Source organism: Blastococcus sp. SYSU DS0617 (genome assembly GCF_054051075.1).
Window position 1 is genome coordinate 382840 of sequence record NZ_JBJHAO010000001.1, and the last position, 14321, is coordinate 397160.

The following is a 14321-nucleotide window of genomic DNA, read 5'->3' on the forward strand; positions in this document are numbered from 1 at the left end:
CTGGGGAAACAGAAGTGAGGAACAACAAATGGCGCGCAAGGTACAGGTCATCCTGAGTGACGACCTCGACGAGAACCTCCCCGCCGACGAGACCGTGAGCTTCTCGCTCGACGGCACGTCGTACGAGATCGACCTCGCGGAGAAGAACGCCAAGGAACTGCGCGACGTCTTCGCGCGCTACGTGTCGGCCGCGCGCAAGGTGGGTCGCGGCAGCCGCGGCGCCTCCGGTGGTGGCCGCTCCCGCGCGACCGGCGGCCGCATGGATCGCGAGCAGGCCGGTGCCATCCGGGACTGGGCCCGCAAGAACGGCCACCAGGTCAGCGACCGCGGCCGCATCCCGGCCGGCGTCGTCGAGGCGTACGAAGCCGCTCACTGAGCGCTGCTCCAGCACGCCGACAGGCCCGGCTCCCCCTCGGGGGAGCCGGGCCTTCGTCGTCCCGGGAGCGGCCCGGTCGCGTCCGCTGACGGCGTAACCACCCCGGAACAGGCCCGGGTGGGCGACGGTTCTACCCAGCAGCCATCCACCGCGCCCGTCGACAGCGACGGGACGGCCTGGTTCGCGACTACAGTGGAATGACCGGTGCCCCCAGCGCCGACGGATGTCGGGTGCTCCTTCCCCAGACCAGGGAGGGACAGTGCCGGACCAGCCGGTCGAAGGAGAAACAGCAGATGTTCGAACGGTTCACCGACCGAGCCCGCCGTGTCGTCGTCCTGGCCCAAGAAGAGGCCCGGATGCTCAACCACAACTACATCGGCACCGAGCACATCCTCCTGGGCCTGATCCACGAGGGTGAAGGCGTCGCCGCCAAGGCGCTCGAGTCCCTCGGCATCTCGCTCGAGGGCGTCCGCCAGCAGGTCGAGGAGATCATCGGGCAGGGCCAGCAGGCGCCGTCCGGTCACATCCCCTTCACCCCGCGGGCGAAGAAGGTCCTCGAGCTCTCGCTGCGCGAGGCCCTGCAGCTCGGCCACAACTACATCGGCACCGAGCACATCCTGCTCGGCCTGATCCGCGAGGGCGAGGGCGTCGCCGCCCAGGTGCTCGTGAAGCTCGGCGCCGACCTCAACCGCGTCCGCCAGCAGGTCATCCAGCTGCTCTCGGGCTACCAGGGCAAGGAGCCGGCCGCGGCCGGCGGCCCCGCCGAGGGCACCCCGTCGACCTCGCTGGTCCTCGACCAGTTCGGGCGCAACCTGACCCAGGCCGCGCGCGACCAGAAGCTCGACCCGGTCATCGGGCGGGCCAAGGAGATCGAGCGGGTCATGCAGGTGCTGTCCCGACGCACCAAGAACAACCCGGTGCTCATCGGGGAGCCCGGCGTCGGCAAGACCGCCGCCGTCGAGGGCCTGGCGCAGGCCATCGTCAAGGGCGAGGTGCCCGAGACGCTGAAGGACAAGCAGCTCTACACCCTGGACCTCGGCGCGCTCGTCGCCGGTTCCCGCTACCGCGGTGACTTCGAGGAGCGGCTGAAGAAGGTCCTCAAGGAGATCCGCACCCGCGGCGACATCATCCTGTTCATCGACGAGATCCACACCCTCGTCGGGGCCGGTGCCGCGGAGGGCGCGATCGACGCCGCCAGCATCCTCAAGCCGATGCTGGCTCGCGGTGAGCTGCAGACCATCGGCGCCACCACGCTGGACGAGTACCGCAAGCACCTGGAGAAGGACGCCGCTCTCGAGCGCCGCTTCCAGCCCATCCAGGTCAGCGAGCCGACCCTCGCCCACACGGTGGAGATCCTGAAGGGCCTGCGCGACCGCTACGAGGCGCACCACCGGATCAGCATCACCGACAGCGCCCTCGTGGCCGCCGCGACGCTGGCCGACCGGTACATCTCCGACCGCTTCCTGCCGGACAAGGCGATCGACCTGATCGACGAGGCCGGTGCCCGGATGCGGATCAAGCGGATGACCGCGCCGCCGGACCTGCGCGAGTTCGACGACAAGATCGCGGCCGTGCGCCGCGAGAAGGAGTCGGCGATCGACGCGCAGGACTTCGAGAAGGCCGCATCGCTGCGCGACACCGAGAAGACCCTCCTGGGCGAGAAGGCCGAGCGCGAGAAGCAGTGGAAGGCCGGCGACATGGACGTCGTCGCCGAGGTCGACGACGAGCAGATCGCCGAGGTCCTGGCCAACTGGACCGGTATCCCGGTGTTCAAGCTGACCGAGGAGGAGACCTCGCGGCTGCTCCGCATGGAGGACGAGCTCCACAAGCGGATCATCGGCCAGGAAGAGGCCATCAAGAGCGTCAGCCAGGCGATCCGGCGCACGCGGGCGGGTCTCAAGGACCCGCGCCGTCCCGGTGGTTCGTTCATCTTCGCCGGCCCCTCGGGTGTCGGTAAGACCGAGCTCGCCAAGGCGCTCGCGCAGTTCCTCTTCGGTGAGGACGACGCCCTGATCCAGATCGACATGGGTGAGTTCCACGACAAGTTCACCGTGTCGCGACTGGTCGGTGCACCTCCCGGTTACGTCGGTTACGACGAGGGTGGACAGCTGACCGAGAAGGTGCGGCGCAAGCCGTTCTCGGTGGTCCTCTTCGACGAGATCGAGAAGGCGCACGCAGATGTGTTCAACACGCTGCTGCAGGTTCTCGAGGACGGTCGCCTCACCGATGGTCAGGGCCGGATCGTGGACTTCAAGAACACGATCCTGATCCTCACGACCAACCTCGGTACGCGGGACATCTCGAAGGCCGTCGGTCTCGGATTCCAGGCCGGCAACGACTCGTCGAGCAACTACGACCGGATGAAGCTCAAGGTCAACGAAGAGCTCAAGCAGCACTTCCGGCCGGAGTTCCTCAACCGCATCGACGACATCGTCGTGTTCCACCAGCTGACCGAGAACGAGATCATCCAGATCGTCGATCTGATGGTCGCCCGGCTCGAGACCCAGCTGGCGAACAAGGACATGGCGCTGGAGATCACGCCCGCGGCCAAGCAGCTGCTGGCCGCCCGTGGCTTCGACCCCGTCCTGGGTGCCCGGCCGCTGCGCCGGACCATCCAGCGCGAGATCGAGGACGCGCTGAGCGAGAAGATCCTCTACGGCGAGCTGACCGCGGGTCAGATCATCGTGGTGGACGTCGACGACGCGGAGGGCCCGGCGCAGAAGTTCACCTTCCGCGGCGAGGCGAAGCCGGTCGACCTCCCCGACACCCCGCCGGTGGCCCTCTCGGGCGCCGACGGTGACGAGGACGGGCCGGCGGCAGCCGCCGAGTAACGACCGACCCGCACGACGACGAGGGCCGTTCCCACCGCGAGGTGGGGGCGGCCCTCGTCGCTGTCCGGGCTGGGCACTGCTGGGATCAGGTGACCTGATCGTGGCGCGTCCTCCCTCACAGTGCACCGCGGGGGAGGACGCTCTCCGGTGAGGGAGGACGTTTCCGGGCGCGGGGTTGCCTCAGGCGGGGAGGCGGAAGAGGCCGTCCTCGGTCTGCTCGACCAGGCCGTCGGTGAGCAGCGAGTCCAAGCAGCGCGCGCGCTGGGCAGGGTCGTCCCACGCCGGCTCCAGCGCGGGGGCGTCCACCGGCTCCGATGCCGCCCGCAGGACGTCGAGCAGCCGTCCGCGCACCTGCCGGTCGGTGCCGGCGAACTTCTGCACCCGCCGGGCGGGCCCTTCGTGGGCGGGGGACCCCGCCAGTCGCCACACGCAGCGGTCGCGCACCGGGCAGGCGCCGCACCGGGGCGTGCCGGCCACGCACACCAGCGCACCCAGCTCCATGATCGCGATCGAGAACCGGACCGCGCGCCCGTCGTCCTCCGGTGCCAGTGCTGCGATGTCGGCCAGATCGGCGGCCCGGGCGTTCGCGGCCTCGGCCCGGCCGTGGACCAGCCGGGCCACCACGCGCCGGACGTTGGTGTCGACGACCGGCTGCCGCTGGCCGTAGCCGAAGCAGGCCACGGCCCGCGCGGTGTAGGTGCCGATGCCCGGCAGCGCCTCGAGGTCGGGCACCGACGAGGGGACGACGTCGCCGTGCCGCTCGGCGATCGCCGCCGCGGCCTCCCGCAGCCGCAGGGCCCGCCGGGGGTAGCCGAGCTTCCCCCAGGCGCGGATGACCTCTGCCGGGCTTGCCGCGGCCAGGGCGGACGGCGTGGGCCAGCGCGCCAGCCAGTCGCGCCAGACCGGCTCCACCCGGGCCACGGGGGTCTGCTGCAGCATCACCTCGCTGACCAGCACCGCCCATCCGTCCACGCCTGGACGGCGCCACGGCAGGTCACGGGCGGCCGTGGCGAACCAGTCGACGATCACCTCGCCGGCCTCCGGGCCGGGTTCCGGCGCGGGACGGGTCGGAGAACTGGTCACGGGGGTCCAGTGTGCCGTCCCGGGGGAGCGGCGTGCCGGGTCGGGCGCCGGGCGACCCCGGGCTAGCGTCCTCCCCGTGCTGCACCCGGTCGGACCCCTGCCGGCGCGCGTCTACTGGCGCCGCCGGGCGGTCGTGCTGACCGTGTTGCTGGCGTTCCTGGGCGCCGGCGCCTGGGGCGGCGTGGTGCTGCTGTCCGGTGGTGCCGGTGCGGCGGACGAGCGGACGGTGCCCGCGGCCGCCGGCTCCGCTGTCCCCACGCCGGCGCTCGCCGACGTGGTCCCACCGCTGACCGCCGTGCGCACCCCGGTGGCACCCGAACCGGTGGCCGACGACGCGGCCGAGGCCCTGCCGCCCCCGCCCAGCGCCGCTGCGTCGCCCGGACCTGTGGCCGGGGGACCCTGCACGGACGAGATGCTGGCCATCGAGGTGCGCACGCCGGGATCGGTGGCGACGGGCACCAAGCCCGTCTTCGAGCTGGTGGTGACCAACGCGTCGGAGGTGCCCTGCGTGCGGGACCTGGACAAGGGGCTGCAGGAGCTGATCCTGCTCGACGGCGACGGCGCCCGGGTGTGGGGCAGCAACGACTGCTTCCCGGAGTCCGGCCCCGACGTGCGGACGCTGGCCCCCGGCGAGGACGTCGTCTTCCCGGTGGTGTGGGGCGGGCTCACCAGCGACCCGGACTGCGCCGCCGAGCGGAACCCGCCACCGCCGGGCGACTACTCGGTGCGCGGTCGGCTGGACACCACGGTCTCGCCGGACGCCCCGCTCACCCTCACCTGATCGGCGGAGGTGGCACGTGCGCCCGGAACGGGATGCCCGGAACCGTTACGGTCTGCCGACATGAGCAGCGAGCCCGTACCCGACGCGGCGAATGAGGCCCGTTCCGCGGCCGACGTGCGGAGCGTTCCCGGGTGGCGGCGCACCGGTCTGGTGCTGGGCTAGCTGGCGGTCGCCTGCGGCGTCGCGGCGCTGCTGACCTGGCTCGCCGACCGGGAGGAGCTGCGGCCGGCGGTGGGCATCCTCCTCGTCGTGGCCGCAATCAGCGCCCTGCTCGCTCCGGTGTTCCTGCGCCGGGCCTGGTCCGTCCTCCCGGTCGCAGACGACCCGGCCGTCGTCCGGGCGCGCGCCTGGTCGGACGCGGCCATCGCCGCCTGGGGTGCAGCGGTGATCTCCCGATTCGTCTTCGACGGCCTGCTCGACGTCGGCGGGACGTGGCTGCACGTGGCGCGCGGCGTGCTCGGGACGGTGGCCGTCGTGGCGTACGTCGGGATGCTGGTCCTGGCGACGCGGTGGCGCCCTCCGCCGGGGCGTCAGCTGTAGCGGTCGAGGATCGAGGTCTCGGCGAGGCGGGAGAGCCCCTCGCGGATGCCCCGGGCCCGGGCCTCGCCCACGCCCTCGACGGCCAGCAGGTCCTCGATGGTGGCGGCCAGGAGCTTCTGCAGCCCGCCGAAGTGGTCGACGAGCCGGTCGATGATCCCGGAGGGCAGCCGGGGGACCCGGTTGAGCAGCCGGTATCCCCGCGGGCTGACCGGCGAGTCGAGCGCATCGGGCGACGTCGGCAGCCCGTAGCAGCGGGCCACCGCCGACAGGTCGAGCAGCTCGGTGGCCGACAGCGCCCGCAGGTCGGTGAGCACCTGGTCGATGGTGCGCACCCGCCGGCCACCGTCGGGGAGGTAGTCGCGCACGAGCAGGCCGCGGTCCTCCTCGACGCCGGCCAGCATCTCGTCCAGCTGGAGGGCCAGCAGGCGGCCGTCGGTGCCCAGCTCGACGACGAAGCCCTCGATCTCGTCGGCGATCCGGCGGACCATCTCCAGCCGCTGGCTGACGCTCATCGCGTCGCGCACCGTGACCAGGTCCTCGATCTCCAGTGCGGAGAGGGTGCTGGCCACCTCGTCGAGCCGCAGCTTGTACCGCTCCAGGGCCGCGAGGGCCTGGTTGGCGCGGGCCAGGATCGTGGTGGGGTGCTCGAGGGTGTAGCGGCGCCCGGCCACGTAGACGCTGATGATGTGCATCGACTGGCTGACCGAGATCACCGGGAAGCCCGTCTGGATCGCGACCCGCTCGGCGGTGCGGTGCCGGGTGCCCGACTCCTCGGTGGGGACGGTCGGATCGGGCATGAGATGCACGCCGGCGCGGACGATCCGGGTGCCGTCGTAGGAGACGATCACCGCGCCGTCCATCTTGGCCAGCTCGCGGAGGCGGGTGGCGGAGAGCTGGACGTCCAGGGCGAACCCGCCGGTGCACAGCCCCTCGACCACGCGGTCGTACCCGAGGACGATCAGTGCCCCCGTGCGCCCGGCAAGGATCCGCTCCAGCCCGTCCCGCAGCGCGGTACCGGGAGCGATCCGGCCGAGGAGTTCGCGCAGTGCGACCTCGGGGTCCTCAACGGCGGGCACGAGCGCTCCTGACGGTCGAGTGGTACGGATGCCGAGTCTACGTGCCCGTTCGGACGGTCACCGGGCTCGGCTGCCGGTCAGCATCCCAGATGCGAGACCGGTCCGGGTCAGAAAAGCCGCTGGAAGGCGGACCCGAGGTCGGGCACCTCGACCAGGCGGATCCCCGGAGGGGGCGGGCCGGCGTCCTCCGGCACGAGCGCCACCTTGTAGCCCTGCCGGGCTGCCTCGGCCAGCCGACGCCCGGTGCCCCCCACCCGGCGGATCTCGCCGGACAGCCCGACCTCGCCCAGGGCGATCATCCCGGCCGGGAGCGCGCGGTCGTGCGCGGCAGAGGCGATGGCGAGGGCCAGCGCGAGGTCGGCCGCCGGTTCGGCGATGCGCACGCCGCCGACGGAGGCTGCGAAGACGTCGGCGTCGGCCAGCTTGACCCCGCCGCGGCGCTCGACGACGGCGTTCACCATCGCGACGCGCTGAGCGTCCAGACCGCTCACCGCCCGGCGCGGTGAGCCCCCGCCGGACGAACTCGCGACCAGCGCCTGCACCTCGGCCAGCAGCGGCCGGCTGCCCTCCATCGTGACCGTGACGCAGCTGCCGGGCACCGGAGCCGCGCGGCGGGAGACGAACAGCGCCGAGGGATCGGGGACGCCGACGACACCGGAGTCCCCGATCTCGAAGCAGCCGATCTCGTCGGCCGGTCCGAAGCGGTTCTTCGTGGCGCGGACCAGGCGGAGCGTCGAGTGCCGCTCGCCGTCGAACGAGATCACCACGTCGACCAGGTGCTCGAGGGTGCGCGGACCGGCGATGGCGCCGTCCTTGGTCACGTGGCCGACCAGGATCGTGGTCATGCCGCGGCTCTTGGCGACGGCGGTCAGCGCGCTGGCCACCGCCCGGACCTGTGTGGCACCCCCGTCGGTGCCGTCACCGGGGGAGCGGACGGTCTGGACGCTGTCGAGGACGAGCAGCGTCGGGTTCACCTGCTCGACGTGGGACAGGACGGCCGACAGCTCCGTCTCGGCGGCGAGGAAGAGCCGCTCGTGCAGCGCACCGATGCGCTCGGCGCGCAGCCGGACCTGACCGGCCGACTCCTCGCCCGAGACGACCAGCGCCGGGCCGTTGCTCGCCGCGACGCGGTGGGCGACCTCGAGCAGGAGCGTGGACTTGCCGACCCCGGGCTCACCCGCGACCAGCAGCACCGCGCCGGGCACCAGCCCGCCCCCGAGGACCCGGTCGAACTCGCCGATGCCCGTGGGCACCGCCCGGGCGCCGGCCAGCTCCACCTCTGCGATCGGGCGGGCCGGAGCGGTGACAGGTCCGGCGGACACCGCACGCAGGCCGGGGCCGGTCGTGCCGATCTCGGCGATCGTCCCCCACGCCTGGCACTCGGGGCATCGGCCGACCCACTTGGCCGAGGCGTAGCCGCACTCGGTGCAGCGGTGGGCGGGGCGGGCGGTCTTCACTCCAGCAGGCGGCACGCGGCGACGCTAACCCCGGCCACCGACAAGTCCGGGCAGCCGCAGCGGACCGGGAGGGTCAGTCCTCGTCGCCGATGTCGGACTCGCGCTCGCGGGCGATGTCCTCGGCGCCCTCGGCACCCTCGCCGCCCTCTTCCTCCGAGTGGTGGAAGTCGAAGGCCTCCCCGCGCTCGAGCTCGGAGTCCGGGGTGGCGACCGTGGCCTGCAGGGAGATCTCGCCGGCGTTCTCGAAGGTCAGCACGAGGGGGACCTGCTGGCCGACCGTGAGCGACTCGGACAGGTCGGTCAGCGTGACCGTGGCGTCCTCGTCGGGCCCGACGAAGACGGTGACGTCCGGAGGCAGCTCGAGCTCGTCGGAGGAGCCCGCGCCCGTCGTCGAGGAACCGGAGATCTCGGCGGAGCCGAAGCCCTCGCCCTCGACCGAGACGAGCCGGTCGGTCTCGTCGCCGGTGTTGACGACGGCCATGGTGAGCTCTGCGTCGTCACCGGCGTCGTAGCTCTCGCTGCGCGGGTAGGCCAGCTGCACCGCGCGCAGCGTGATGTCGCCGGTCTGCGCCATCGCGCCGACCTTGTCGCGCTCCTGGGTGGCCGTCTGCGTCACCTGACCCGCGCTGCACGCGGAGAGGGCGATGGGGGAGAACAGAGCAACGCCCACGATGGCGGCGCGCAGAGCGCGGGTCACGGCCGTCGACCTCCACACGGGTTCGGGGTAGCGGTTCCCGGGGGATCGGGACCGAGTCGCGCCCAGCGTATCGGTCACCCCACGATGATCGCCGGGAGGTGAGGTCGTTGGCGTCCAGCGCAGCCGGGGACGGCGATCGCCGCGACCCCGCTCTCGCTGACTTCACCGCCTCCGGGGGCCGGCTGCCCGGAGGTGGTGCTTCGCCGGGCAGCTCCCTACCCCTTCATCGCGGGGTACTGGGCCTTCCTCGACCGCACCCGCGACCGGCTGGCCGGCAACCACCGGATGCGCCGGCCGCTGCAGGGCCTCGACCGGCTCGCGGACCTGCCCGGGGTGGTGGAGCAGGAACGGCTGCGCGGCACCGAGCCGCCGTAGTCAGCCGAGCGACGCGCCGCCGGTCAGGAGCAGGACCACGTCCAGCACGGTGAGCAGCATGACGGCCGGGAAGGCGAGCCGCCGGTAGCGCGCGGTGCCCGCCAGGGCGGCGACGACGGCCACCGGCACCGCGACGACCAGTCCGGCCCACCCGGCGAGGGTCGGCGACCCGTCCGGACCGAGGACGAGGACCACCGAGGCCGACAGCAGCAGCACGGCGCAGGTGACCGCCGAGGCGGTGGCCCCCAGGCGGTGCGGGAGCCCCCGCACGCCGGTGGCGAGGTCCTCCTCGATGTCGGGGGCGACGTTGGCCAGGTGGGCGGCGGCGCCGAGGGCCCCGCCCGCGGCGACGAGCCACCACGGCGCCGCGGGCGTGCCCGGGGCCGCGGCGACCACGCCGGCCGGCAGTGCACCGAACCCGGTGACGTAGGGGAGTACGGACGCGGCGGTGCGCTTCAGGCCGGCGTTGTAGGCCCAGCCGCTGGCCACCAGGACCAGCAGGAGCAGCCCGGGCACGACCCCGAGCAGCAGCGACAGGACGACGGCGGCGAGGAGTGCCGAGAGGGCGGCGGTCCGCAGCAGCACCGGGTCGACCGCGCCCCGCACGACCGGCTTGTCGGAGCGCGCGACGGCGCGGTCGCGGTCGGCGTCCAGCCAGTCGTTGCTCCACCCGATGGACAGCTGACCTGCGAATACGGCGGCGCAGACCAGCGCCGTCCGTCCCGGGCCCGCGCCCGCCGCGACCGCCAGCAGCGTGCCGACGAGCGTCACCGCGACCGTCGGGCCGGGGTGCGTCGCGCGCGTCAGGGCCGCCCCGAGACCCCTGCGCCCCCCGGGTGCACGCACATCGGACATGCCTCTGTCAACCCCTCGCTGGAGGCGGACCTGCCTTCTGACCTGCACCTTTGCGGCACGGCTCGGGTCCGTCGGGTCAGTCTGCCGTGGTAGCCTGGGGACAGCGAAAGGGGTCACATTCACATGGGCTTCACTGTCGGCGAGACCGTCGTCTATCCGCATCATGGTGCCGCGCTGATCGAGGCGATCGAGCAGCGGACCATCAAGGGAGTCGAGAGGGCGTACCTCGTGCTGAAGGTCGCCCAGGGCGACCTCACCGTGCGCGTCCCGGCTGACAACGCAGAGATCGTCGGCGTGCGCGACGTCGTCGGTCAGGAAGGCCTGGACAAGGTCTTCGAGGTGCTGCGTGCACCGCACACCGAGGAGCCGACCAACTGGTCGCGCCGCTACAAGGCCAACCTCGAGAAGCTGGCCTCGGGTGACGTGAACAAGGTGGCCGAGGTCGTCCGCGACCTCTGGCGCCGCGACAAGGACCGTGGTCTGTCGGCGGGGGAGAAGCGCATGCTCTCCAAGGCCCGTCAGATCCTGGTCAGCGAGCTCGCGCTCGCCGAGGGCACGAACGAGGACAAGGCCGAGATCCTGCTCGACGAGGTTCTCGCCAGCTGAGCTCGCGTTCCCCGAGCACCCAGAAAGACATCCGGACCACTCCCGTGCACGCTGCAGCGATCGTCGCAGCGGCCGGGAGTGGTTCGCGTCTGGGGGCCGAACTGCCGAAGGCACTGGTCCCGCTCGGCGGCCGCCCGCTCGTCTGCTGGGCGGTCGACGCCCTGCTCGAGGGCGGGGTGGCCGAGGTGGTGGTCGTCGTGCCCGCCGCGCAGCGCGCCGAGTTCGAGGCCGTGCTGCCCCGCGGCGTCGCCGTCGTCGACGGAGGGGCTACCCGGACGGCCTCGGTCCGCGCCGGCCTGGTCGCGATCGGTCCGGCGGCGACCGCCGTCCTGGTGCACGACGCGGCCCGCCCGCTCACGCCGGCCGCGGTCATCGCCCGGGTGCTCGCCGCGCTCGACTCCGGCACCCCCGCGGTGATCCCGGTGCTCCCCGTCGTCGACACCACGGTGCTGGTGGACGACGACGGCCTGGTCACCGACGCCGTGCCGCGGGCGCCGCTGCGCCGCGTGCAGACACCGCAGGGCTTCGACCGCGCGTCGCTCGAGGCCGCCTACGCAGCGCTCGACGCCGACGCCGACCTCACCGACGACGCCGCCGTCGTCCGGCGCGCGGGCGTGACGGTGACCACCGTGGAGGGCGACGAGCGGTGCGCGAAGGTCACCGTCGCCCACGACCTCAGCCTGGCCGCACTCGCACTGACCGCCGGAGAGGCCACCCCGTGAACCCGCTGCCCCGGATCGGCGTCGGCACCGACGTGCACCCGATCGAGGCCGGCCGCACCTGCTGGGTCGCCGGTCTGGAGTGGCCCGGCGTCGACGGCTGCGCCGGGCACTCCGACGGCGACGTCGTCGCCCACGCGCTGACCGACGCCGTCCTGTCCGCCGCCGGCCTGGGCGACATCGGCGGGCTGCTGGGCACCGACGAGCCGCGGTGGGCCGGAGCCCGAGGGGCCGACGTCCTCGCGCACGTGCGCGAGGTGCTCACCGCCGCGGGCTGGCAGGTGGGCAACGCCTCGGTGCAGCTGATCGGGAACAGCCCCAAGGTCGGACCTCGCCGGGCCGAGGCCGAGGCGGTGCTCTCGATCGCGCTGGGCGCCCCGGTCAGCGTGACCGCGACCACGACCGACGGCCTGGGCCTGACCGGGCGGGGCGAGGGCCGGGCCGCGGTGGCCACCGCCCTGGTGGTCCGGACGGAGGAGGCGGGCTCAACGCAGGCGGAAGGGGCTCCCGGGACTCCGTAGACTCCCACCGGTGAGCCTCCGCCTGTACGACACGGCCGCCCGTGCGGTCCGCGACTTCACGCCCCTGCGTGCCGGTCGGGCGTCGCTCTACGTCTGCGGTCTGACCGTGCAGGGCCCGCCGCACGTCGGGCACATCCGGGCCGCCGTGTCGTTCGACGTGCTGCGCCGCTGGCTGGAGGCCGGCGGCCTCGAGGTCACCTACGTCCGCAACGTCACCGACATCGACGACAAGATCCTGGCGAAGTCCGCCGAGCGCGACGTCCCGTGGTGGGCCTGGGCGTACCTCAACGAGCGCGCCTGCACCCGGGCCTACGACGTCCTCGGCGTGCTGCCGCCCACCTACGAGCCGCGGGCCACCGGCCACATCCCCGAGATGGTCGAGCTGATGCAGCGGCTGATCGACCGCGGGCACGCCTACGCCGTCGACGGCGACGTGTACTTCGACGTGCGGTCGTTCCCCGCGTACGGCGCGCTCACCGGCCAGCGGCTGGAGAACCTCGAGCCCGCGGCCGACACCGACACCGACGAGCGCAAGCGCGACCCTCGCGACTTCGCGCTCTGGAAGGCGGCCAAGCCCGGCGAGCCGGAGACCGCCTCCTGGGCGACGCCGTGGGGGCGGGGCCGCCCCGGCTGGCACCTGGAGTGCTCGGCGATGGCCGGCAAGTACCTGGGCGAGGCGTTCGACATCCACGGCGGCGGCCTGGACCTGCGCTTCCCGCACCACGAGAACGAGCAGGCACAGTCCTGCGCGGCCGGTGACCGGTTCGCGCAGTACTGGATGCACAACGGCTGGGTCACGCTCGGCGGCGAGAAGATGAGCAAGTCGCTGGGCAACACCGCGCAGGTCGACGAGGTCGTCACGCGGGTGCGCCCGGTGGAGCTGCGCTACTACCTGGTCGCGCCGCACTACCGCTCGATGATCGAGTTCACCGACACCGCGCTGGACGAGGCGGCGGCCGGCTACCGGCGGATCGAGTCCTTCGTGAAGCGGGCCGCGGAGACGGTGGGGGCCGACTCCGGTGAGTCCACCCTGCCGGGGGCGTTCCGCGCCGCGATGGACGACGACCTCGGTACGCCGGCCGCGATCGCCGCCGTCCACGAGGCGGTCCGGGAGGGCAACACCGCACTGGCCGACGGCGACGACGCAGCCACCGCCGCCGCGCTGGGCGCGGTGCGCGCGATGCTGCGCGTCCTCGGCCTGGACCCGCTGGACCCGCAGTGGGCCACCGGCTCGGACGACCGCCTCGCACAGGCGACCGACGGGCTGGTGGCGCTCGCGCTCGAGCAGCGCCAGGCCGCCCGTGCCCGCAAGGACTTCGCCGCCGCCGACGCGATCCGCGACCAGCTCACCACCCTCGGCGTCTCCGTCGAGGACACCCCGCACGGACCCCGATGGGAGCTGACCCGCTGATGGCCGGCAACAGCCAGCGCCGCGGCCGCACGACCGGCGCAGGCAAGAAGACCGCCACGGCGGGCACCGGCGGCAAGAACCGCCGGTCGCTGGCCGGCCGCGGGGCGACCCCGCCGGCCGCCGAGCGCTACGGCCACCCCGCGCAGCGCAAGGCGCAGGCCGCGGAGCGGCAGCGCGCCGACCGCACCCGCGCCCGCCAGCGCGCCGAGGAGGCCCCGGAACTCCTGCTCGGCCGCAACCCGGTCGTGGAGGCGTTGCGCGCCCGCATCCCGGCGACCGCGCTGTACGTGGTCACCGGCGACAGCGCCCGCGCCACCGACGAGCGGATCACCGAGGCGCTGGGGCTGGCCGCCGACCGCGGCCTGCCGCTGCTCGAGGTGGGCAAGGCCGAGTTCGACCGGATGTCCCAGGGCGCCCTGCACCAGGGGATCGGCCTGCAGGTGCCGCCCTACGACTACGCGCACCCGGACGACCTGATCGACGTGGCCCGGAACTCCGGGCGTCCGCCGCTGCTCGTCGCGCTCGACGGCGTGACCGACCCGCGCAACCTCGGCGCCGTCGTCCGCTCGGCGGCCGCCTTCGACGCCCACGGCGTCGTCGTCCCGCAGCGTCGGGCCGTGGGCATGACGGCGTCGGCCTGGCGCACCAGCGCCGGTGCGGCCGCACGGATCCCGGTGGCCCGGGCGGTCAACCTGGCCCGCACGCTCGCCTCGTACCAGGACGCCGGGCTGCAGACCGTGGGCCTGGCCGGTGACGGCGACGTGGACCTGCACGAGTACGACGGCTTCGCCGACCCGGTGGCGCTGGTCGTCGGCGCCGAGGGCACGGGTCTGTCCCGGCTGGTCCGGGAGAAGTGCGACGTCGTCGTGCGCATCCCGATCGACCGCGACACCGAGTCCCTCAACGTCAGCGTCGCCGCCGGCATCGCCTTGTACGCCGCCGGGATGGCCCGCCGCTGATCGGTGCGCGGCGGTGCGGACGCCACCGTTGCCC

15 protein-coding genes are annotated in these 14321 nt (G+C 73.4%); 10 read left to right on the forward strand and 5 right to left on the reverse strand.

Annotation, left to right across the window (positions count from 1 at the left end; genetic code table 11):
- Positions 1–28: 28 nt before the first annotated feature.
- Entirely contained in the window at positions 29–376 is a 348-nt protein-coding gene (locus tag ACI793_RS01850) for a histone-like nucleoid-structuring protein Lsr2 (protein WP_456604656.1), read from the forward strand.
- Positions 377–669: 293 nt separating this feature from the next.
- On the forward strand, positions 670–3207 hold the full coding sequence (locus ACI793_RS01855) for an ATP-dependent Clp protease ATP-binding subunit (RefSeq protein WP_456604657.1): 2538 nt from the start codon (positions 670–672) through the stop codon (positions 3205–3207).
- Between the two features lie 180 nt (positions 3208–3387).
- Here ACI793_RS01855 and ACI793_RS01860 read toward each other — a convergent pair whose 3' ends face one another.
- A complete protein-coding gene (locus ACI793_RS01860) occupies positions 3388–4290 on the reverse strand; it encodes an A/G-specific adenine glycosylase (RefSeq protein WP_456604658.1) in 903 nt (300 codons plus the stop codon).
- Positions 4291–4366: 76 nt separating this feature from the next.
- On the opposite strand from ACI793_RS01860, the gene ACI793_RS01865 reads away from it, so the two are divergent.
- Positions 4367–5071, forward strand: coding sequence for a MucR family transcriptional regulator (locus tag ACI793_RS01865; RefSeq protein WP_456604659.1), 705 nt, complete (start codon positions 4367–4369; stop codon positions 5069–5071).
- Between the two features lie 249 nt (positions 5072–5320).
- A complete protein-coding gene (locus tag ACI793_RS01870; RefSeq protein ID WP_456604660.1) occupies positions 5321–5611 on the forward strand; it encodes a hypothetical protein in 291 nt (96 codons plus the stop codon).
- Here the strand turns inward: ACI793_RS01870 and disA are convergent.
- From disA to ACI793_RS01885, 3 genes are all read right to left on the reverse strand, one after another.
- Positions 5602–6687, reverse strand: a complete 1086-nt coding sequence (gene disA / locus ACI793_RS01875; RefSeq protein WP_311344667.1) for a DNA integrity scanning diadenylate cyclase DisA — start codon at positions 6685–6687, stop codon at positions 5602–5604. The two genes, ACI793_RS01870 and disA, sit on opposite strands and share 10 nt — an antisense overlap.
- A 107-nt stretch (positions 6688–6794) precedes the next feature.
- Positions 6795–8159, reverse strand: a complete 1365-nt coding sequence (gene radA / locus ACI793_RS01880; protein ID WP_456604661.1) for a DNA repair protein RadA — start codon at positions 8157–8159, stop codon at positions 6795–6797.
- 58 nt (positions 8160–8217) lie between these two features.
- Positions 8218–8841, reverse strand: a complete 624-nt coding sequence (locus ACI793_RS01885; RefSeq protein WP_456604662.1) for a copper chaperone PCu(A)C — start codon at positions 8839–8841, stop codon at positions 8218–8220.
- Positions 8842–9033: 192 nt separating this feature from the next.
- Here ACI793_RS01885 and ACI793_RS01890 point away from each other — a divergent pair, with 192 nt between their 5' ends.
- A complete protein-coding gene (locus ACI793_RS01890) occupies positions 9034–9216 on the forward strand; it encodes a hypothetical protein (RefSeq protein ID WP_456604663.1) in 183 nt (60 codons plus the stop codon).
- Here the strand turns inward: ACI793_RS01890 and ACI793_RS01895 are convergent, their stop codons facing one another.
- Positions 9217–9987, reverse strand: a complete 771-nt coding sequence (locus tag ACI793_RS01895; RefSeq protein ID WP_456604664.1) for a UbiA family prenyltransferase — start codon at positions 9985–9987, stop codon at positions 9217–9219.
- A gap of 207 nt (positions 9988–10194) precedes the next feature.
- Between ACI793_RS01895 and ACI793_RS01900 the strand changes: the two genes are divergently transcribed.
- Genes ACI793_RS01900 through rlmB form a run of 5 tightly spaced genes read left to right on the forward strand, consistent with a single transcriptional unit; the run spans position 10195 to position 14287 of the window.
- The gene (locus ACI793_RS01900; RefSeq protein WP_040337433.1) at positions 10195–10677 is read left to right on the forward strand and encodes a CarD family transcriptional regulator; all 483 of its coding nucleotides are present in this window, start codon (positions 10195–10197) and stop codon (positions 10675–10677) included.
- A gap of 44 nt (positions 10678–10721) precedes the next feature.
- Complete coding sequence (gene ispD, locus ACI793_RS01905; protein WP_456604665.1) at positions 10722–11399, forward strand: 2-C-methyl-D-erythritol 4-phosphate cytidylyltransferase; 678 nt, start codon at positions 10722–10724, stop codon at positions 11397–11399.
- Positions 11396–11917, forward strand: a complete 522-nt coding sequence (gene ispF, locus ACI793_RS01910) for a 2-C-methyl-D-erythritol 2,4-cyclodiphosphate synthase (RefSeq protein ID WP_456604666.1) — start codon at positions 11396–11398, stop codon at positions 11915–11917. The genes ispD and ispF overlap by 4 nt, the downstream gene beginning before the upstream one ends.
- Positions 11918–11927: 10 nt before the next feature.
- Positions 11928–13328, forward strand: a complete 1401-nt coding sequence (gene cysS / locus ACI793_RS01915) for a cysteine--tRNA ligase (RefSeq protein WP_456604667.1) — start codon at positions 11928–11930, stop codon at positions 13326–13328.
- Positions 13310–14287, forward strand: a complete 978-nt coding sequence (gene rlmB / locus ACI793_RS01920) for a 23S rRNA (guanosine(2251)-2'-O)-methyltransferase RlmB (protein ID WP_456604668.1) — start codon at positions 13310–13312, stop codon at positions 14285–14287. Before cysS ends, rlmB begins: the two co-directional genes overlap by 19 nt.
- Positions 14288–14321: the final 34 nt, after the last annotated feature.